12 protein-coding genes are annotated in these 21725 nt (G+C 51.4%); 6 read left to right on the top strand and 6 right to left on the bottom strand.

The window, feature by feature from the left end; all coding sequences use genetic code 11:
* Positions 1-376: 376 nt before the first annotated feature.
* From ACFSSA_RS13305 to ACFSSA_RS13315, 3 genes are all read left to right on the top strand, one after another.
* On the top strand, positions 377-9358 hold the full coding sequence (locus tag ACFSSA_RS13305) for an autotransporter-associated beta strand repeat-containing protein (RefSeq protein WP_386820998.1): 8982 nt from the start codon (positions 377-379) through the stop codon (positions 9356-9358).
* Between the two features lie 223 nt (positions 9359-9581).
* Positions 9582-10169, top strand: a complete 588-nt coding sequence (locus ACFSSA_RS13310) for a hypothetical protein (RefSeq protein ID WP_386820999.1) — start codon at positions 9582-9584, stop codon at positions 10167-10169.
* Positions 10170-10364: 195 nt separating this feature from the next.
* On the top strand, positions 10365-10970 hold the full coding sequence (locus ACFSSA_RS13315) for a TVP38/TMEM64 family protein (protein WP_386821000.1): 606 nt from the start codon (positions 10365-10367) through the stop codon (positions 10968-10970).
* A 9-nt stretch (positions 10971-10979) separates the two neighbouring features.
* Here the strand turns inward: ACFSSA_RS13315 and dxr are convergent, their stop codons facing one another.
* Complete coding sequence (gene dxr, locus ACFSSA_RS13320; protein WP_386821001.1) at positions 10980-12152, bottom strand: 1-deoxy-D-xylulose-5-phosphate reductoisomerase; 1173 nt, start codon at positions 12150-12152, stop codon at positions 10980-10982.
* Complete coding sequence (locus ACFSSA_RS13325) at positions 12149-13057, bottom strand: phosphatidate cytidylyltransferase (protein WP_386821002.1); 909 nt, start codon at positions 13055-13057, stop codon at positions 12149-12151. The genes dxr and ACFSSA_RS13325 overlap by 4 nt, the downstream gene beginning before the upstream one ends.
* Before the next feature lie 210 nt (positions 13058-13267).
* Here ACFSSA_RS13325 and ACFSSA_RS13330 point away from each other — a divergent pair, with 210 nt between their 5' ends.
* Together ACFSSA_RS13330 and ACFSSA_RS13335 are read left to right on the top strand one after the other, a co-directional pair.
* Positions 13268-13552, top strand: coding sequence for a hypothetical protein (locus ACFSSA_RS13330; protein ID WP_386821003.1), 285 nt, complete (start codon positions 13268-13270; stop codon positions 13550-13552).
* Between the two features lie 193 nt (positions 13553-13745).
* Entirely contained in the window at positions 13746-14216 is a 471-nt protein-coding gene (locus tag ACFSSA_RS13335; RefSeq protein ID WP_386821004.1) for an EF-hand domain-containing protein, read from the top strand.
* Between the two features lie 93 nt (positions 14217-14309).
* Here the strand turns inward: ACFSSA_RS13335 and ACFSSA_RS13340 are convergent, their stop codons facing one another.
* Positions 14310-15296 carry an aldo/keto reductase gene (locus ACFSSA_RS13340; RefSeq protein WP_386821005.1) on the bottom strand — a complete coding sequence of 329 codons (987 nt, stop codon included), beginning with the start codon at positions 15294-15296 and terminating at the stop codon, positions 14310-14312.
* Positions 15297-15558: 262 nt separating this feature from the next.
* Here ACFSSA_RS13340 and ACFSSA_RS13345 point away from each other — a divergent pair, with 262 nt between their 5' ends.
* Positions 15559-16971 (top strand): rhodanese-like domain-containing protein, encoded by a 1413-nt coding sequence (locus tag ACFSSA_RS13345; protein ID WP_386821006.1) that lies wholly within the window; start codon positions 15559-15561, stop codon positions 16969-16971.
* Between the two features lie 46 nt (positions 16972-17017).
* Here the strand turns inward: ACFSSA_RS13345 and ACFSSA_RS13350 are convergent, their stop codons facing one another.
* The 3 genes from ACFSSA_RS13350 to hrpB form a co-directional block, all read right to left on the bottom strand.
* Positions 17018-18274 carry a M48 family metallopeptidase gene (locus ACFSSA_RS13350; RefSeq protein WP_386821007.1) on the bottom strand — a complete coding sequence of 419 codons (1257 nt, stop codon included), beginning with the start codon at positions 18272-18274 and terminating at the stop codon, positions 17018-17020.
* 15 nt (positions 18275-18289) lie between these two features.
* Complete coding sequence (locus ACFSSA_RS13355) at positions 18290-18856, bottom strand: hypothetical protein (RefSeq protein ID WP_386821008.1); 567 nt, start codon at positions 18854-18856, stop codon at positions 18290-18292.
* A 241-nt stretch (positions 18857-19097) separates the two neighbouring features.
* Entirely contained in the window at positions 19098-21665 is a 2568-nt protein-coding gene (hrpB, locus tag ACFSSA_RS13360; RefSeq protein WP_386821009.1) for an ATP-dependent helicase HrpB, read from the bottom strand.
* Positions 21666-21725 lie beyond the last annotated feature (60 nt).

The following is a 21725-nucleotide window of genomic DNA, read 5'->3' on the forward strand; positions in this document are numbered from 1 at the left end:
GTTTTTTGTGGGTTTGAATTTGGGTTTCTTAATTAGTTGATGGTTTGTGATTTGTGGCTATTAAGAACTTCGGGCGGTAAATCTTGCAGATTCCAGGTTTTCTTGTAGTTGAAGGGATTACGGCTGTTTCTGAAAAGTCTTGACTGGAGATTGCAAATGTTGCTGGGGGTCTTGCTTGGTATGGGATAAATGCTTTCGATTTGTATGGAACATTTGCTTAATTGTAACGGCTTCTGTTACATGTAGTCCCTTCCCATATTGGCGGAAATCGGTTCTTCTGGGCTGTAACTTATCTCGATTGATCGAGTGAGATTCTTTGAATGCGCAAATCTTAGCTATTTCCAATCAAATCGTAGACCTCTCAGAAAATACCACCATGAAACAAAGAAGAAGAAACATACTGACCACGGCACTAAGGGCCGTGAAATCCAAGTCACGCCGATTCGGTAGTGCTCAGATGCTCCTCGGGGCATCGCTCGTATCCCTAGTCGGAAGCCCGCAGGCGCAAGCTCAAGCTGATCTCTTTTGGGATAATGCTGGCGCTGGCACTGGTAGCTGGGATGTCGCAAATACTGTTTGGGATAATCAGGCTAACCTGTTGGGGACCGATCAGGCGTGGACTGCCGGTTCTAACGCCAACTTTCAAACAGTAAATGGTGGCACGGTAACTCTGCTGGCACCGCAAACCGTAAACAATCTTGCGGCGTCCTCGTCTGGTGGAGGTCCTCACAACTGGACACTCACCGGCGCTGATTTGCTCGTCAGTGGCACTGCTGCGATTTCCGCGGCTAATGTAAATAATCTAATTGTTGCTTCCAATGTCTCTGCCGCAGCAGCGGGCCAGAACTTGGCGATCAACACCGGTGGATCTGGCACGGTTAATGTTTCAGGAGATATTTCCTCAAATATTGCAGATGTAACGACCAATGCTGCTGCGACTCTCTCGGGGGTTAACGCATTTACAGGAACACTCAAGGTTCAGAGTGGAACAACTACGCTTTCCGGTGGTTCCGCGGTTGCCGATACTTCAGCGGTTGATATTTCAGGTTCAGCCACATTGGCTCTTACTTCTGATGAAACCGTAGGTATTCTTACAGGTAGCGCAGGCACCTTTATCAATTCCGGAGCCAATACGCTTTCCGCAGATGGTGCAGTGTCTCCAGCCGCACCGAGCGTTTATGCTGGCCAGATCTCAGGAAGCGCTGGCTTCAACAAGGTAGGTGCTGGTGTGCTTTCTCTGCCAGGTGCCAATAACTATACAGGTGTTACCAACGTTACTGCAGGCACTCTCATCGCAACGACGACTACATCACTTGGTGCAACCGGTGGTGGTAACGGCACTGTTGTTGCTGATGCTGCGACACTCGCAGTCCAAGGCGGCTTTGCAACTTCCGAGCAGATCAGCTTCACTGGAGCAGGCAACACTGCAAACAACTTCTCCGGCGCTATCGATAGCACCGGTAATAATACTCTGAACGGTCAGCTTACTGTCACCGGCGCTGGTGGAACGATCAATAACAATTCCGGCACACTCAATATCAATGGCGGAATCAACGGATCCGGTGGAACTCAAGTGGTAACCTTCGCGGTTGCAGCTGGTGCTACCACTGATGTGAATAGTGTAATCACTAGTTCTGTAGAAGGTATTATTAAGACCGGCCAGGGTAGCCTCGATCTAAGTGGTCAAAACAACGATTACTCAGGTCTTGCAAATAATACAGAAATCCAGGATGGCGAAATTATTCTCAGTGGAACACCGACGTTTTTGTTTCCCGTCTTCGTAGATACGGTATCGCTTGGTAACGCCGGTAACGTCCTCTTCAACGGTGGTGCGCTTGGTTTGCCTACGCTTCACTTCACAGGGGATGAAAGCAATACACGGACTTTCTATACCCGCGACCTTCTTTTGAATGGTGCAGTCAGTCAGATCAATACCGACGCTGGGGTAACTTTTACAACCGATAATGAGCAAGTTATCTTTGGTGTTGCTACAAATATCCTCCGTAAGATCGGTGACGGCACAGTTGTTATCGATACTGACGCTGTAGGTAGCGGAAACGCTGCTTCCATTAACGGAATTCTCGACCCGGAAGCCGGCACACTTAACGTGGATGGATCCGGCTACAGCGGCACCAATCCTGTGTTCCTCGCAGGTGGCGTCCCAGCTCCTGGCACAACCAGTCTCGCTCTCGCCGGTCTTGGTGATGCAGATGGCGGTCAAACAGGAACAGTAAACCTCGGTCGTCTCGGTTCAAACCGTGAGTTCGATATCGTTGTTATCGATCAGTCGGTAAACACAATCTTCGATGGAACTCTTAATACCACTGGTGATCTTCTTATCACAGGCACAGGCAACCTGACACTCAATGGTCCGGTTAATACACTTGGTAATATTCACGTCAGCGGCACCGAGTTGCTCGTAACCGATCCTGCTGCTCTTAGTAGCAATACCAACAGCCATGACAGCGAGGCTACCTTTATCTGGGGTCGCTTCAATGACGCTACAATCCCTACCGCTCTGACCACACCTGGTAAGCTTTCGCTCTCCGGTGGAATCACAACGAATGAGCGCATCACCATCGTCAACGACGGTATCCTCAACAACCAGGACGGTGTGAATACCGTCAATTCTGCAGTTCGTGTGCGTTTTGATGGCTCGCTTCCATTCACGGGAGTCGCTGGACCTTACTCATCCCGTATTGGTGCTACTGCCGGAGAACTTACTCTTGGTGGTGGAATTTTCAGTAACCCGGGACAGACCGTTAACATCAACGGTCTTGCTACCGACACAGGTCTTGTAACCGTTGCTGGTCCGATCCAGTCCACAGTGGCAGATTTGCTGCTTGGTAATTCTGCAAATACCACGAACACCGTTGCACTACAGGTTCAGAATTTCTATTCCGGAAACACTACTCTCAATGGTGGTAATCTGCGCGTAGGTAACAACCAGTCACTCAGTGGCGGACAGGTAACTGTTGATGCTGCAACGAACCTCGACGCAGGAATGGCTGCTGTTTCGCTTGCAAACAACTTCGCACTAAACGATACGCTCACAACCGGCACAGCTGGTGGCACTCTCGCTCTCAATGGTGCAATCACAGGTGCAGGCGGTATCACAAATGCTGATGGAACTACAACACTCGGTGGTAACAATACCTACACTGGGGATACTGTGGTTACAGCTGGCACACTGAACATCAACGGTGCTTCCAACTCGGTAAACACATTGGTTAACGGTGGAACTCTTAACCTTTCCGGCGCTTCCAACTCCACGAATGTTCAGATTGCTGCTACAGCAACTCTCAATACCACTGGTGCTGAAAGACTCGCGGATGGCGCAACAGTTGGCGTAGCAGCTAACGGTATTCTCGTTCTCGGTGGAGCTGAAACGGTTCAGGAACTTGATGTCGTGGGCGCAGTCACTGCAACCTCAGGTAATTTGACAGTTACCACACTCAATGGTGCTCCTGCAACTGGCACGATCGATATCGGTTCAAACACCCTCACCGCCCAAAACGGCGTCTTCACTGGCAACCTCACCGGTGCCGGCGGAAACCTGGTCAAAAACGGCGGCGGCTTGCTGAATATCACTGGCACGAATACAGGTCTTACCGGTATCACAACCGTAAACAGCGGTATTCTTGCGGCGAATAACCTCGGTTCGTCCACAGTCGACATCAAAACCGGAGGTCAGCTCACAGCGTCCGGAAACTTCCTTGCTACAAATATCAACGTTGCCCAGGGTGGCACACTTCAAGCCGACGCTCTCGTGGCAGCAGCTGCGAACGTGAATACCAGCGGTATCGTTAATGTCACCAGCGGCCCGAACACGATCAACAGCCTCAACTTCAATGCAGCTTCCGGCGCAGTGAATGTAACTGGTGGTGATCTTGCGGTTGGCGCACTCAACGGTGCGGCAGGCACGCTGAATCTCGCGGCAAACAACTTCACAGTTTCCAGCGGAAACTTCGGAGGTTCGCTCATTGGTTCCGGCACACTCACCAAAGCATCCAGTGGAGTTTTGACTCTCTCTGGAAACAGCAATGGCTACACCGGCCCAGCGACCATCGCAGCGGGAACTCTCGCTCTTCAAAGCGCATTCGGTTCTACCGCAATCAACGTGGGAGCTAGCGGAACGCTTACGACATCCGCCAACGAGCAACTTGCCAATAGCGCGACTGTAACCGCAGATGGTATCTTGAGCCTCGGCGGTGCGGAAACGATCGGAACACTCGCTGGTTCAGGCACAGTCAACGCTGCCGGGAACCTTGCGGTAAATACGCTTAATGGCACTGCTGCAATTAATGCGGGAAGCAACAATGTTACTGTAAACGATGGCGGCACCTTCGGTGGCTCTATCAACGGTAACGGCAGTCTCACAAAAAATGGCGGAGGCACACTCGCACTCAATGGAGCGAATGCCTACACTGGCACAACCCAGGTAAACGCTGGAACGCTTGACGTGAACGGTGCGCTTGCATCCGACACGATCAATGTCCGCGGTGGAGCTATCCTCACCACAAGTGGTGGTAATCTTACCTCTGATGCAGCCCTTACAAACAACGGCCAAGTGACTGTTGAAGGTAATGAAACCATCACATCCTACGTGTCCGGCGGACCAGGCGCAAACAATGGCCTTCTTGATGGTTCTGGAACGCTCACTGCTTCCACTTATGCCCTCAATGATGGTTCCATCGTTACCGCAAATACGGGAACAGGCGTTATCACAACCAATGGCAACGTTGCTATCAGCAGTGCCAATACCGGTGCCAGCCAGATCACTGTGCAAACAGGTGTTCTCGATGCATCCGGCACATTCGCGGCGAATGACATCGGTGTGAACTCCGGAGCTACGCTCAATTCAAATGGAGTGATCGCCAATACTGCAAACGTGGTAGTCGGCGGAACACTGAATGTAAACAGTGCTACTGTCGTCCAGAACCTCAGTGTCACACCTGCTTCAGGCATTGTTAATCTCAATGGCGGCAACTTGACGACCACAGGGCTTAACGGCAGTGGAACCATCAACCTTGGTGCGAATTCGCTGACTGCAGCTAGCGGTTCATTCTCCGGAACAATCGATGGCTCCGGCGGTCTCACCAAAGTCGGCGGCTCAACATTGACGCTTTCCGGAAGCAATAGCTTCACAGGCGCAACTGATGTCCAAGGCGGAACTCTTGCTCTTCAGAGCAATCTGGGATCCCTCGCGATCAACATTGCCGACGGCGCAACGCTCAGCACCTCTGCTGCCGAGCAACTCGCCAACGCAGCAGTTGTTCAAACAAATGCAAGCGGCACTCTCCAGCTCGGTGGCAATGAGACCATCGGCGCACTCAATGGAGCAGGTTCGGTTGTCCTTGGGGCAAATACCCTTACGCTGAACAATGGTGGTAACTTCACCGGTAACATCGGCGGCACAGGTGAGATCATCCTCGCAGGCGGCACCCTTGTTGTAGATGCCGTAGGCGGACTCAATGCAGACGATCTCGACATCAAATCAGGAACTGCGCTGCAGACTCTGAGTGGTGATTTGATCGGTGATAACACCAACGTGAATAACGATGGAACATTGACACTCGGCGGAGCAGATACGGTTAAAACGTATACCTCCACTGGCACGCTTGATGGTGCGACACTTACCGCTGATACCTACGCGCTTAACGATGGTTCCATCGTCAATGCGAATACAGGATCCGGTATCATGACAACGAATGGCACAGTGAACATCAATAGCGCCAATACCGGCTCTAGCGAAATCACTGTTCAGTCTGGAGTTCTCAACGCAGGTGACGCTGTAGGTGATACATTCGCCGCAACAGACATCACTGTGAATGCCGGAGCTACCCTGAACTCGAACGGAACGCTCAACAGCGCCGCCACACTCGAAGTCAGCGGAACAGCAAACCTCAATACTGTTACCACACTCACATCCCTCGGCGCAAATGCACCAGGACTCGTAGAGATCAATGCAGCTAGCCTCACAACTACCGACCTTCACGGAGACGGTATCGTGGATCTGAATGCAAACATTCTCAACGTTTCCGAAGGCGCATTCAGCGGAACGATCCGTGGTGCGGGAACTCTCAATAAAAATGGTGCAGGCCTCCTCACCCTTTCGGGAACCAATTCCTACACCGGACCTACCAACGTAAATGCCGGAACGTTGAATGCAGTTACTGCACTCAGCACTTCCGCTTTGAACGTTGCTTCCGGCGCAACCTACCTGAACACAGGTGGTCTAGTTAACCCGAACGTTACAATTGCCAATAATGGAACCGTAACACTCTTCGGCAACGAACAGGCAAGCGTTTACAATTCAGCGGGTGGCACACTCAACGGTGCCGGCACTCTCACTGCTCCGACTTACAATCTGAGCAACGGTGCAAATACCACCCAAGGTGCGAATCTTGGAACCGGTATTCTCAACAGCACGGCTGGCACTGTTACTCTCCTCGGCAACGCGGGAGCAAATGACGTCAACGTAACTGGTGGAACACTCAACGTTGGTGGTAACCTTGGTGCAGCTGGCGCAACAGTTGATATCTCGAGCGGTGCGGCTCTCGTGCTCCTCTTGGATCCAGGTTTGTCAATCGATGGCGACATTGTTGACGACGCAATCGTGAACAACGCTGGCACACTCACCCTTGCTGGTGATGACCTCGTTGGTAGCTACACATCCGGTGGTGCAAACGTAGGTGACGGTCTCCTTAACGGAACCGGCACTCTCACAGCTGCAACTTATGCGCTGAATAACAATTCGGTGACCGTTGCAGGTGCAAACCTCGGCGATGGTGCGCTCACTTCCAACGGCAATGTCCTCCTTGGAGGAACATCCGGCGCGGAAACCGTCGATATCCAGTCTGGAAACCTGACACTTGGTTCGGCTAACCGTCTTGCTGACGACGCTGCAGTCAATAACGATGGAACTCTGACACTTAACGGTAACGACACAGTTGGCACATACGTTTCCACCGGCAACCTCAATGGCACTGGCACGCTCACCGCAGCGACCTACGCATTGAACAATGGCTCGAACGTAAATGCCAACATCGGAACAGGTGCAGTAACTTCCAACGGAACTGTAAACCTCAACGGCACCAGTGCCGCGAGCACCGTGGATATCCAAACCGGAAACCTAACGCTTGGCAGTGCAAACCGTTTGGCTGACAATGCAGCTGTAAACAACGACGCTACTTTGACCCTCAACGGCAATGACACCGTCGGAACTTACACCTCAACAGGTAACCTGAACGGCACTGGCACGCTCACAGCAGCGAGCTATGCGCTCAACAACGGCTCCGTCGTCAACGCGAACATCGGAACCGGCGTGGTAACCTCGAATGGAACAGTTCAGCTCAACGGCACAAGCGCAGCGGCTAATGTTAACATCCAGTCAGGCAATCTGACACTAGGCTCTGCCAACCGCCTCGCAGACAATGCGGCGGTCACGCTTGACAGCCCGTCCACACTGACGCTCAACGGTAACGACACCATCAGCAGCATTGTTGTGGGTGACAATACTTCAGGCACCGCGAGACTGTCCGGTAATGGCACGCTTACGGCTACCTCCTTTGTTCTTAACAATAACTCGGTGGTCGACGCCGGCGTTGTTCTGGGTGACGGCGGAGTCAGCTCGCTGACAACCAACGGCAATGTTGTCATCAATGGCAGTTCCAATGCCGATACAGTGACGATCAATGCAGGCAGCGTCCTTTCCGGACAAGCCAATGCACTGAACGGTAATTACCAGACCCTCCAAGGTAATGGCACGCTGAGTCTCAGTGGTAGCACATTCACAAACTTGGCAGGTCGCACTGTCAATCCGGGTGTTGGTGCAGGCAATATCGGTGCTCTCACAATTAATGATAATTTTGTGAACGCCGGTAACCTTGTCCTTGATGCCAATCGTCAAGCCGGCGCAATCAATCCTGCCACATGTGTGCTCTCGACTGGTAACCATGACGTTCTCAACGTCAATGGAACCACGACGATCGGAACGCTCAACGTCACCAAACAAGGCGGCGAGTTCGGTCTTGGAGAAAGTGCAGTGCTCATCAACAGCAACGGCGGTAACATCGATACTTCTGGTGCGACCTTCACCTCCGGTTATACCAACCGGAACTTCCTGGTTGTTGATAACTCCGGCGTAACCAGAACCGCTTCCTTGCTTGGAACCGGAGTAGCTGGCGCCAATGGTAACCTCAGCGGTATCGCCGGTCTCAATGCAAACCAGATCGCAATTGCCAACGCGGTTAATACCAATATCGCGGGTAATGGAAATATCCTGAACACCGCAATCGGTGCCGATCAAGTCGCTCTTGCGGTAATCGGCAATGGTAAGACAGCCCCAGGGCTTACGCTCAACGGGCTTTCCCCTGAGAGCTTCGCTGGCCTCACCGATTACGGTATCCAAGTCACCAAGGCTTACACCACAGCTGCTCTTAGCATGCCTGGAACAAGCATTGATGGCAGTGCCAAGTCGGTAAGAATCCCAGTCGGATATTCCGGTAAGGAGCCAGTCCCGGAACCAGCTCCATCCTATCGTGAAGCCACGACATCGGTATTTGCAGGATATGCACACTTCGACACAGGATCTGATTCCTCTGTCAACGGTGCTGACTACGATATCGACAGTAACGGTGGCATCGTAGGTGTCCGCCACAATGTTGGTGCCTTCACTGTAGCAGGTTTCCTCGGTGTTGATCGTGGTGAAATCAGCTCCAGCTTCCTCGATGCTGATGCTGATGGATTCCTCCTCGGCGCGATTGCCAGCTATGTCATCAAACCTGAGATGAATCTCATGGTTACAGGTGGTGTGACCTACGGTAGCTACGAGTATGATGGCAGCAGCCAGAACGTGCTTGGACGCACTCGCTTCAGCGGTGTTGATTCAGATGTCTTCGACATCTTCGCAGGAATCGAAGGAGACGCTTACTCGGATGAGAAACTCCGTGTCAGCCCATTCCTCCAACTCCACTATGTGACTGCTGAAACAGATAGCGTTAACTCCACTGGTAACGCCGCCGCACTGTTCGTTAACAGCCTTGATGATGATGCATTCTTCGCCGAGCTCGGTGTGAAAGCTGAATATCAAGTCAACAGACAGTTCAGCGTTAACGGTAACATCAGCTATACCCATAACTTCATGGATTCTGATAGAAACATCACCGCTAGACTTGGTGGCACACAGTTCGCTGTGACTGCTCCGGGTCTTGGTGAAGACATCCTCACCCTCGGTGTTGGTGCTCAATATCAAATCAACGAAGCATTCCGCGTAGGGCTTAACTATCGTGCCGAGTTCAGCAGCGATGCTGAAACCGCGAATGGTCTGAGCCTCGGCGGTTCATATTCGTTCTAATTTGCTTAGTGTAATTAGTTACGGTTGTTAAAACGAGGGGTGTGGGATGGTTTCTCACACCCCTCAATTTTCCAAAAATATGAGTCTAAACCAAACAAGAAAGATTACTCCAAAGATGCCATTGGCTCTTGCCGGTGTAGTGTTAATCGCTATAATTGGCGCTGGAATCTGGTATTTCACAAAATTTAATCAAAACCCTAACAAAGATAAGGAAAACGATAATATGTCCACTTTAGTTCAATCAGGAGTTCCCAGCCACTTGGTCAGAGACGACGGCTCTTACAACCTCATCGCGATCATTGATGGTGCGGGTGCGAATAAGCAGTTCATCTCCAATCTCCAAGTAATCAATGTGCAGCGCCAGGCTCTCGGAGAAATCCGGACAAAGGTAGCGTCTCTTCCGAAGGAATCCGCGGATGAGAAAGCCCAATACACCAAACGTGCGGCGGAAATCGAAGCAAGTTTGGTTAAGAACATGGAGTTCATGACCAAAAGCTACGGTTATTCCATTCAGCACAACTACCTGCTCATTCCGGTGAAAGCCAATATCCTGGAAAAAGCTAAGGATGAAGAAGGGAAGCCTAGCGATGATGAAACCAAAGCAACTTTGGTGAAAAATATCCTATCCACGGAAGAATACGATCACTTTGAACAACTCCGCCAATCCTATGCAAAAGAGAGTGGTGAGGGCGGCGATTCGGCAAAAGCTGAAGAAGTAGCTGGTCAGCTGAAAGTCGATTACTCATTTGACGTAAAAGGAAATTACATCCTGCAAATTACCAAAGGTGCTCTTTACGCAAGCGTGAAGTAATAACACTGGAAGTAATAAAGTTAACTATTTCGCTGTCGGTGGTTTATACTGCCGGCAGCGTTTTTTTATATAGATTCGTCATTTTTGGTTCGCCTCACTTTGCGACCGAACCGGTTTCATTCTTCTCCAAGCCTAAGGTTTGACATGTCGTAGAGAACGTGGAGTCATCCATCCGGTATGAGATTAGTTTGGTTAATGCTCGGCTTGACCGTGTTTTTTCTGGGTGGGTGGTTGCTGTTTGGAGACACCTTTGAGCAAACCTGGAGCATGGAGGTTCTCAGTGAAAAATTCGAAGCCTCAAGATCGTGGGCTTGGTTGGCAGGAATCGGTTTACTTGTTGCCGATTTATTGCTTCCGGTTCCGGGGACGATCGTTATGTCCGCATTAGGAGCGGTTTATGGAGTTTTTGTGGGTGGGATTGTTGCTACAGCGGGTTCAGTTCTCGCAGGGATTGTCGGCTACGGAGTGGGGCGGTTTTTCGATGAAGGCTTCGCCAGGAAATGGCTTGGATCCAAGGACTTCGAGACCGGCGGAAGCTTGTTCAAGCGCAGCGGAGCCTGGGTGGTGGCAGCGAGTCGCGCAGTGCCTATCCTTCCGGAAGTTATCACCTGCATGGCTGGCTTGCTGCGAATGCCGTTTGGAAAGTTCGTAATTGCGCTTGTTTGTGGATCAATGCCGATGGGATTTCTCTTTGCCTGGATAGGAGCGCTCGGGAAAGAGAATCCAGAATGGGGTTTCGGCTTCAGCCTCGTCGTTCCCGCAATTTTATGGCTGGGCGTGAGCGTGATCCGGAAAGGGTGAGATCCCCGGTTATGCGAGTTCACAATATTTTTTGGCAAAATGGCGGGCATCGCAGTCGGCCTTGAGGATTTCATCCAGATCAGGAGAAACGACCGTAAGGTGTTGCTCCATTACGTTGGCCACACATTCCCATATCTGGGGGAAACGTATCGCTCCCGCCTGAAACGCGTCCACAGCCACTTCATTTGCAGCATTGAACACAGCTGGCAGAGTACCGCCAATGGAGCCCGCCTTCCGGGCAAGTGTGAGTGCCGGGAAGTCATCAAGACGGGGAGCGGAAAACTCGAGCTTGGCAAGGGCAGCGAAGTCCAGTGGTTTTAGCGCACCTTTCACCCTTTGCGGGTAGGTTAGCGCATACTGGATCGGGAACCCCATGTCCGTTTGCGAAAGCTGTGCCAAAACTGAGCCATCGCAAAACTCCACCATGGAGTGAATGATCGACTGAGGATGAATGATCGCTTCAATCCGGCCCATCTCAATCCCGAAGAGCCATCGAGCTTCGATCATCTCCAATCCCTTGTTGAAAAGGGTGGCAGAATCAATCGTGATTTTCGGGCCCATATCCCACGTGGGATGTTTGAGCGCCTGCTGTGGAGTAACTTCCCGGAGTGCGGCGGCAGGTGTCTCGCGAAAGGGGCCTCCGGACGCGGTGAGGATAAGCCGGGATACGTCTTCGTTGCGACCGTGATGGCCTTCCAGGCATTGAAAAATCGCATTATGTTCGCTATCGACCGGAAGGATCCGCACGCCTTTTTCCCTAGCCTTCTTCGTGATAATTTCGCCTGCCATCACCAGGATTTCCTTTGAGGCAACTGCAAGATCTTTTCCTGCCTTGATTGCCGCGAGTGCTGGCTGCAGGCCTGCTGTCCCAACGATTGCGATCAGCACGACATCCGCCTCTGCCAGCTGCGCGAGCTCGGAAAGTCCTTCGGGACCGGAATGAATTTTCACCCCCGCAGGTAAGAGTTGATGGAGTTCGGTCGCTTTGGACTCCTCATAGATAGCTACATTTTTGACGCCGGTAGCACGTGCTTGCTCGGCAAGCTGTCTGGTGCTTGTGCACGCTGCAAGGCCGACGATTTCGATCTCTTCAGGTAAATTCCCGGCAACTCTTAGGGTGGATAGACCGATGGAGCCTGTGGAGCCGAGAACAACGACTTTTCGTTTTTGTCCCTTTGTCATGCGAGATTCGGAAGAAGCCAAACGAGGTAAAAATAGAGGGCTGGTGCGGTGAAGCAGATGCTATCGATAAGATCAAGCCCACCACCTATGCCAGGCAACATATTCCCGGAATCTTTCGCATGTAGCGCACGCTTTACGATACTTTCCGCTAGGTCGCCGATGACGGCCAAAACCGCCAGCAAGAACCCAAGAATGATCACATGATGCCAGGAATCCAGCGCGCTTAGCTGACCTGGGAGCAGGGCATAGAGTCCGCACCCCGCAAGCTGGGAGAAAAACAAAGCTCCCAGAAATCCCTCCCAGGTCTTTCCTGGGCTGATGTGTGGAATCATTTTGTGTTTACCAATTAGTGAACCGGTGATGTATGCCCCCATATCGGTAAATTTTGTCACAGCAATGACCCAGAGCAGGACAAACGCTCCGGGGACAGCTCCTTCACCTGGTAAACCAAATGAAATTCGTGCGGCAAACATGAAGAGAAAAGGGATATACAGGAATCCAAGAATTGTGGAAGCGACGGATAGAAGCGCCTCGATTCCTTTGATCGGATAGCGGAGCTGAAGGGTGAAAGCCCCCGTCACGGCCAAAAAGATCGCAATGGCATCCACGACCGGAGGGATGTCCTTATGGCCATTAAGGAAATAGTAGCCGGATACCACGCAATAGGTAGCCGTGAGCAGCATACCGAAGCGGGGAAAGCACTTGATCTCCGCACGCCTGAGCATCACAAAATATTCCCGGGAGGAAATGAGTATCAACGTGATAATCAGCCCCAGATATGCGGCCGGATACATGCTCCAGAAGATCGCAGCCACGATCGCCCATAACAACAGGGTGCTTGCCGACCTACGAAAGAAGACGACGGTTTTATTGGAAGGCGGCGGTGTTGGTTTTTCTGTATCCACGATGTGTCTAGATGCAAGACGTCCGGATGGCTGCTGGCAATCCTTTCCCTATTTTTTTCCTTCAAAGCAGGGGAGAACTCCGGAGAGAGGGTGCAAAACTTGAGGAGGACGAAAAATTCGAAGATTTTTTTGATTTCAGCGCAACTTAGCAAAAAACCGGAGGTTTAATTGCGCGTGAGAGATTAAGTCTCACGATCAAAGAAAACTAATATGAAATTCAAATCACTCGTCCTCGTAGGTGCGGCTCTCGGTGTCATCGGCAGCGCACAGGCTAAAGAAACCGAAGTAAAAGATTCCGGCATCAGTGGTGTCGTCAGCGAGCCAAGTGCTGCTGACAAAGCCGAAAGGAAAAAGAAGATGCTCGAAAAATTCGATGCTGATAAAGACGGCAAGCTCAACGAAGAAGAAAAGGCTGCGATGAAAAAGGAAATGGCCGGTAAAAAGGGCAAGGGCAAAGGTAAGAAAGGCGAAGGCAAAAAGAAAGACGCTGAGTAATCTTACCCTCGAAAGGTCGTGAGACTTTTAAGGTCATCCGGAAATTTCCGGGTGACCTTTTTCGTGTTCCGGTTCGTGACGCTAATCTCGGAGAATTAAATTTTTTTCATTTTATTCGGAACTTATCGACGAAGGCAGTGTTGGTAGGAGGCGTGAGATTGAATATGCTCATTAACCTAAAAATCAGAAACTTATGAAAACTAAATCAATAATTGTAATCGCAGCTGCACTCGGAATCATCGGCACAGCGGGAGCGCAGGGAAGCAAGCCGGAGCGCAAGGGCGGGGGGCATACACCACCTCCGGAAGTCATCGAAGAATTCGACAAGGACGGTGATGGAAAGCTCAACGAGGAGGAACGCCAGGCCGCCAGAGCTGCTCACAAAGAAATGATGGAAGCCCGCAAGAAAGAGGTTCTCAAGAAGTTCGATGCGGACAAGGACGGCAAACTCAATGAGTCCGAGAAGGAAGCCATGAAGGCGGAGCATAAGAAGCGGATGCTTGAAAAATTCGACACGGATAAGGATGGCGAGCTCAATGATGACGAAAAGAAAGCAATGAGAGAGGAAATGCAGAATCGTCCCGGCGGCCCACGTGGTAAAAAAGGTGGTCCCCGCGGTAAACGGGGCGGGCCGGGTGCGGAAGCTCCGGGTGCTGTGGAATAACAACTCGCCGTTGCCGTTAAAACATAAGGCCATCTGGGAACAGATGGCCTTTTTTTGGGAGGATATTAATGGAATAACCGTAGAAGCCTCCGGCTACTCGGCTTTTTTCCCTTTATCCGCAGGAGCGATCGCATCAATGGCTTCCATCGTGGATTTGGAGAGTTCCGCAGCATCGAGAGCTTTCAAGGAGTCGTCTAGTTGTGAAACGTTGCGAGCACCGATAATCGCGGAGGTAATGGCGGGATGTTTCAATACCCAGTTAATGGCCATGTGATTGATGCTCGTGCCCTGTTTTTGAGCGACATCACCAAGCGCACGGATTTTTTCCTGTTGTGCGATCACCTGATCCTCCTGAAGGAAGCCTTCTTCACGTGCAGCGCGTGAGTCCGCGGGGATGCCGTCCATGTATTTCGGCGTCAGCATTCCCTGCGCAAGTGGAGAGAATGCGACACATCCGATGTTTTCTTCCTTGAGATAGTCGAGAATGCCTTGGGCTTCGGGCCAGCGATTGAGTATGGAGTAAGGTGGTTGGTAAACGATGCAACGGATCCCCATCCCCTTGAGAATTTTCACCGATTTCTTTAATTTTTTCAGAGGATACTTGGACAGGCCGACATAAAGCGCTTTTCCCGAGTTAACAGCTGTGGCCAATGCGGACATGGTCTCTTCGAGGCGGGTTTCCGGATCCGGCCGGTGGGAATAGAAGATGTCCACATAAGGCAGCCTTAAACGGCGCAAAGATTGATCGAGAGACGCCAGCAAATGCTTGCGTGAACCCCATTCGCCGTAAGGGCCGTTCCACATATGGTGACCGGCTTTGGTGGTGATGATCAGTTCGTCCCGATGACATGCGAAATCCTCGGCAAGGATGCGGCCAACGTTTTCTTCGGCGGAGCCAGCCGGGGGACCATAGTTGTTTGCCAGATCAAAATGAGTGATTCCATGATCAAACGCATGTCGCATGATTTTTCGAGACTCCTGGAAGTCATCGACGTGCCCGAAGTTATGCCAAAATCCCAGGGAGATGGACGGAAGAAGGAGCCCGGAATCTCCGCAGCGTTTATAGGTCATCTCTTTCATATTCCGAGTTAACGGCAATCTGGAGGCTCACGCCAAGGAAGAATAAGCAACGGAGTCATTTCGAAGAGATCCAAGGAACTGCTGGATCGCAAGATGCAAGCAAATGATACCGCTGAAATTGCGCTTTGCAGTGTGGGAAGTTTGTCACGCTTCGAGAACACCCAGAATTTGAGCGCTTGGTGGATGGCAAAGATTCTGCGAGGATGATTTGGTATCGGCGTGGAATTTCTTAAGCCGATCATAAATCCAACCTGAAAAACCCATGGCGACGATTTTCGAAAAAATACAAACGGAGGGCATTGCAGAAATTTCCTACCTGCTTGGCGATGACGGAAAAGGCGTGGCGGCAATATTCGATGCCACCCGGGACGTCGAAAAATATGTAAAGCTGGCAAAGGAGAGAAATCTGGTAATCACCCACATCTTTGAGACTCACATCCATGCTGATTTTGTGAGTGGTTCCCGTGAATTAGAGAATTCCGTGGGTGGAGCCAGAATATATCTGAGCGCGGAAGGAGGAGCGGAATACGACTTCGACTTCCAAGCAATCCGGGATGGCGATACCTTTGAGATAGGTGATACGCGGATCATCGTGAGACACACTCCCGGCCATACACCCGAGCATGTTAGCTACGAGCTTGTATCCAAAAGTGAGCCCGATTCACCATGGGGAGTTCTGTCCGGAGACTCCTTGTTCGTCGGATCTGCGGGGCGGCCGGATCTATTGGGAGAAGAGACGACTGAAAAACTTACCGAGGAGCTTTTCCACACCCTTCGGAATTATTATCTGGGACTGCCGGATGGCACATTGATCTATCCCGCTCACGGCCAGGGCTCTCCATGCGGTGCGGATATTGGCGATCGGCTACACTCGACCATCGGATATGAGAAAAGAACGAACCCTTTTCTGCAATACAATGACTTGGGAGAATTCAAACAATTTGTCCTAGGAGGCACGCCTCCCACTCCCACCTACTATCCGCGGATGAAGGCGGTGAATTCAAAGGGGCCGGAAATTCTGGGAGCCTCGCCAAAGATCGAAGGATTGCTCCCCGATCAATTCGAGGAGGCAATGAAGGATGAGGTGCAGGTGATCGATACGCGACACATGCTCGCATTCGGAGCAGGGCACATCGCCGGTTCCATGAATATTGGTTCTTCGCCAATGTTGTCGATATGGGCAGGATGGTTGCTCGATCCAGAGGAGCCGATCCTCCTTATCGCGGACTCTGATATGGCAATAGACGAGTTGGTCACTCAGTTATCGAGAACTGGATACACAAATTTCGCGGGTTATCTCGCGGGAGGCATCAATGCGTGGATACAAGCCGGAAAAACGATCTCCCATCTGGGTGAACAAAGTGTTCATGAGGTGAATGCGATCCTTTCCACAAACGGCTCAGAGGTGCAGCTTGTCGACGTCAGAACCCCGTCCGAATGGAAAGAAGGGCATATACCTGGCGCGATGCATCTCTTTCTCCCGGAGCTCGAGGAAGAGGCTGTAAAACTCGATAAAAGCCGAATCACCTATACTTATTGTGCCAGCGGATACCGTGCAAGTATCGCGGCAAGTATCCTTGCTAAAATGGGATTCGAAAATGTGGTAAATATCCCCGGCAGCTGGAAGGCGTGGAAGGCGACGGGGTTTGCTGTGGAAAAAGGTGAATTGCGGTAGGACAGCCTAAGCAATCTCCATCAAGAATAGCGCTTTTCTCCTGATCTCACAGGGTTGCTTTTCCTCCCTGAAGCGCTTTCAAGCGCTGGAGAAGTGGCGGATGTGAGTAATCCAAAACGATCCGAAGCTTATGCGGAGCAGGATGGGATAGGTGATCGCTGCTGAGTTTTTTCAGCGCTGTGGCGAGAGCTTCCGGAGTGCCGGTAGATTCGGACGCATAGGCATCTGCTTCAAACTCATGCTTCCGGGACCATGCGTTTGCGATCACGGAAAGTAGCTTGGAGGCTGGCTCAAGGAGGATCGTGAATAAAACCAACCCAACTTGTGGCGAGATCTTATCTACCATGAAGGCATCATGGAGCTGGCGTGCAAAGGCCCCGTTGGGATCAGTCGCCAAGCCAATGAGGAAGAACACCATCGCCATTTGTAGGATACCTACGAAGAGGCGCTGTTTGATGTGTCCGAGGCGGAAATGGCCGATCTCATGCGCAAGTATTGCCAGCAACTCAGGTGAACTGGATTTTTCGATGAGCGTATCGAACAGTGCGATTTTCTTGTGTTTGCCGAAGCCTGTGAAATACGCATTCGCCTTGGTGGAACGCTTAGAGCCATCGATGATGAAAACGCCTTGGAGCGGGAATCCGCATTTATCCCCAAGGGCTTCGATATCGCTTTTCAAATCACCGTCGGGCATCGGGGTGAATTTATTGAACAAGGGTAAAATGAATGATGGAGCCAGGTAAGTGAGCAGTAATTGAAACACTGTGACAAACGCCCACGCCCAGATCCATGCATTTGGCACCTCGTTGAAAATCCACAAAATACCAGCCAGCAAGGGCATGCCAATGAGCGCTGCGAGTAGAAGCCCTTTGAGCCTGTCTACAATGAAAGTGCTGACAGTTGATTTATTGAACCCGAATTTCTCTTCGATAACGAAGGTTTCGTAATAATCGAAAGGAAGAGATATAAGGTTCTGTGCGAGGAATAGTATCCCGAGAAAGATCAATCCGGAGATAATTTCATTCCCTGCGAGTGAGCGGGCTAGATTATCGAGAAACGGGAAACCGCCGGCGAACCAAAAGGCCAATAAAATACCGAGAGAGAACACCGATCTGATGATATCAAAGCGCGAATTGATCGATAGATAAGAGCGGGCACGATCGAGCTTTTCCCGGTCCATCAAACCATCGAGTTCGCTTGGCGGAGTGGAAGGAAAAGTCTTTAGATTGAGAAGTGTGGCGATGAATTCCAGCTTCCATAGAAGGAAAAGGGAGATGATAATAAGAATGGCGAGGAGGTTCATAGATCGTGAAAATTTTTATCTCTGGATGAGATTGAAGACGGGTGGAGCTGCTTCTTTCCACGCAAGGGCGGTGGCTGCCTCAATTACAGCATCTTCATCATCCCTACGGTGAAAAACTGCAGTATCACGCAGTCTGCGAGAGGTGATGAGAATCGCTTTGAGCTCAGTGGCGATGCTCAGGTAGGAAATAATTACAGAAAACGCAATGGCGAGCAGGAAGATAGCAATGGCACCAGCTATTGGGATCTTTCCCACGATGATTGCCAGAATTGCGATCATCAATGCCAGAGGCGGCACAGCCATACCAAATCGGCGGGCGCCTTCGCGCGAAGTTGCTGCTTTAGGGTCGCGTGCGCCCCAATCAACAAGAGCTGATTTTCTTAGGAAATCTGCGTAAATGACTGCGTCTCCCACTTGCGAGACCGGGAGGTTTTCACTTCCGAATGCTTTCTCCCATCTTCCAATATCGCACTTGCACTGAAGTTTTCCTTTTTCCGCGAGGATACGCATGCCGAACCACCAACGGACGACAAATGCGATGATGATAGGGAGCGCTGCTAGGAGTATGAGTAAGCGAAACACGATAAATCTGGAGGAGGTTTAACCGCGAACAAAAGTTAATGCACGCGAATGCAGTGAAAAATTACTTTTTCTGTGAGAGGGACGAGACGCGATTTGCAAATTCCATGATTTTCCGAGGATCTTTCCTCCATGAACGATTAGTAAGGGTATATACGTCTCCAATTCATGGTGAAATGCTAGAACTGAAAGTGCTCGTGAATAGCTGGAACGTTACGTGAAATGGATCAGACAAGTTCCCGCACTATGGCCAAGGATGGCGTGGATAGCGCCCAGCCAGCTCCTTTTTCATTTGCGGATATCCGTTTTGCCAGAAGTTAGGAATGTCCTTGGTCATTTGCCAAGGTCGTTGGTTTGGGGCTAGAATGTGAACAAGCAAAGGAATGCGCCCGGAAGCAATGGTCGGTGTGTTGCCTGTTCCGACGAGTTGGGCGAGTTTTACAGAGAAAAAAGGATCGTTTTCTGAATGGTAAGTGACTTTCGGTGTGTGGCCGGAAGCTAATCTAATTCGTTCCGGGCAGTGGGTATCCAGAAGGTGCCGCTGATGAGATGATAGCCAATCGTTGAGCACTGGCCAGACAGCCGCGTCTTTTATCTCCTTGTAGCTGACCGCGCCGTGGCAAATTTGAGCAACTGCGGCGATCTTGTCTTCATGTGTCCAGGTGGGTAGGCCCAGCTCCGGCATCCATTTTGAAATGCAGCTGAGGCGGTGTGTGTATTGTTCCACCTGGGCATCCCAGTTTTTCAATACAAGCTCTCCGGAAAGAAACCGGTCGGCCAGGATTTCCGCTGCCGCATCAAGTGGGACATTTTGATCTGTCTCCTTGGATTCGAGGACGAGATCGCGGAATTTTTTCTGCCTCAGACAGGTGACCCTTCTACGGGACTCGTCATAATTCGCTCCATCGGTGGATTCAATTTCATCGGGGAAAAGCTCCTCGAGCCATGCTAGCTCGATCGCTGTTGCCAGACGCAGGTGAGTGGTCGTTTCGCGCGCTTCCACCTCGGTGATTTCGCATGCTACGAAAGCTGCGGCTTGGCGGACACATGATTGATCGTCGAGTTTGCCTCTACGGTTCCCGACCAGGCGGCATGCGAGATTTCCCTGAGAGAGGCGTATTGCGAGCTGATCCGAAAATGCGGACAAAATAGATTTGGCCACGGCGATACGCTTCCCATGAAAGTCAGGAACAGGGGAAGTTGCGCTTTTTTGTTGATTCTGGCGGGGAGTAAAAATTTGCAGGAGCCGCTGGAAGATCTGGGCGGTATCGCGTGCGCCCCGGGCATGAATACCTAGCTGGGAGAGGCGGCGGGGATCGAATTGCATGGCTTGGGCGGATTCGAACCCACGGTATTCTCCTGCGAAATCCGATGGATCATCCGGGAAAATAAAGTCTTTGCGGGATGTCTGGGACTTTCCTTTTACAAAAATTCCCTCGCCTTGGACAACAGCCGCGATGAAAGCAGTTTCCGCAAGACAATCATTTTGAAAGCCGGCAAAAAGCAGGCGGGAGAAGCGGGGCTCCAAGGGTAACTTGGCCATTGCTGCCCCGGTTTCTGTTAATTTGCCAGCGGCGTCAGTAGCGTGAAGCTCGTGGAGGAGCTGCTCGGCCTTTTTCAAGGAACTTTCTGTGGGGGCATCCAACCAATTGAAGCTACGCGGATCCGCACAGCCGGAGGCTTTGAGCAAAAGAATTGCCTCCGCTAGATCGATGCGGTGAATCTCCGGAGTCTCAAATTCATCGCGGCGTGCATGATCGGCTTGGCTCCACAGCCTAAGGCATCTCCCGGAAGAGGTTCGCCCGGCGCGACCTGCCCTCTGCGCCGCCGCTGCACGGGAGATTTTTTTGATAAGGAGCGTATTGATTCCTCTGCGTGGTTCGAATGCTGAAACTCTCGCCAATCCGGAATCAATCACCGTGCGGATACCGTCGATCGTGAGAGACGTTTCCGCGACGTTGGTAGAGACGATAATTTTTGGCTTGGACGAAGGTCGGATAGCCGCTTCCTGGGCGGCTGGTGGGAGCGAAGAGTATAATGGAAAAACATCGAAATCGCGGAAGGCAGAAGAATTTTCCAGAATTTCGATGGTGCGGCGGATCTCATGGGTCCCCGGAAGGAAGATGAGTATATTACCGGGCTCTGGCAGCGCGATCGCATCACGGGTCAAGGCCACGACCTGATCCCAGAGCGGGATCTCCCGCTGAGCGCCTGCGTTCCGGTGGGTTGCAGCCTGACGATGGGGCTTGTGGAGAATTTCCACCGGAAAAGTCCTTCCTCCAGCCTCAAGTTCCTTCACCGGTGACATGTAGTCGGCCAAATGACTGGTTTCCAATGTGGCTGACATCACGACAACGCGGAGATCCGGGCGAGAGCTTTTCTGCAAGGTCAGACACCGGGCAAGAGCAATGTCCCCCGCAAGCCGGCGCTCGTGAAACTCATCAAAAATGACTGCGCTTACTCCCGAAAGTGCAGGATCATCCTGCAAGATCCGCTGAAAGACCCCATCCGTGAGATAGAGGATTTTCGTATGGTCAGAGTATCTTGTGTCGAATCGGACGGCGTATCCGACTTCCTGGCCCAAGTTCGTCTTCCGGTTTTTCGCGACGAAGCCCGCAAGCAGCCGGGCTGCCATCCGGCGTGGCTCTATGACGATCACCCGGCCTTTGATCTCGGGGAGATCCGCGAGGATACCCGGCACTTCAGTGGATTTTCCTGATCCAGTGGGGGCGGTCAGGAGTATCCGGGAGCAAGAGGATTCCGAGCCTGTGGAGCGCAGGACCTCTGAGATTTCGTGGATGGGCAGAGTCACACGGTTCTTGTAGTCAGCACAGCCATTTGCTCAACCGTAGAAATCAATATACGATCGGCC

The organism is Luteolibacter algae (assembly GCF_042683045.1).
Taxonomy (GTDB): Bacteria; Verrucomicrobiota; Verrucomicrobiia; order Verrucomicrobiales; family Akkermansiaceae; genus Luteolibacter; species Luteolibacter algae.

Coding starts and splice junctions, on each gene's coding strand:
- ACFSSA_RS13305 (WP_386820998.1), top strand. CDS start 377: ATGAAACAAAGAAGAAGAAACATACTGACCACGGCACTAAGGGCCGTG.
- ACFSSA_RS13310 (WP_386820999.1), top strand. CDS start 9,582: ATGTCCACTTTAGTTCAATCAGGAGTTCCCAGCCACTTGGTCAGAGAC.
- ACFSSA_RS13315 (WP_386821000.1), top strand. CDS start 10,365: ATGCTCGGCTTGACCGTGTTTTTTCTGGGTGGGTGGTTGCTGTTTGGA.
- dxr (WP_386821001.1), bottom strand. CDS start 12,152: ATGACAAAGGGACAAAAACGAAAAGTCGTTGTTCTCGGCTCCACAGGC.
- ACFSSA_RS13330 (WP_386821003.1), top strand. CDS start 13,268: ATGAAATTCAAATCACTCGTCCTCGTAGGTGCGGCTCTCGGTGTCATC.
- ACFSSA_RS13335 (WP_386821004.1), top strand. CDS start 13,746: ATGAAAACTAAATCAATAATTGTAATCGCAGCTGCACTCGGAATCATC.
- ACFSSA_RS13340 (WP_386821005.1), bottom strand. CDS start 15,296: ATGAAAGAGATGACCTATAAACGCTGCGGAGATTCCGGGCTCCTTCTT.
- ACFSSA_RS13345 (WP_386821006.1), top strand. CDS start 15,559: ATGGCGACGATTTTCGAAAAAATACAAACGGAGGGCATTGCAGAAATT.
- ACFSSA_RS13350 (WP_386821007.1), bottom strand. CDS start 18,274: ATGAACCTCCTCGCCATTCTTATTATCATCTCCCTTTTCCTTCTATGG.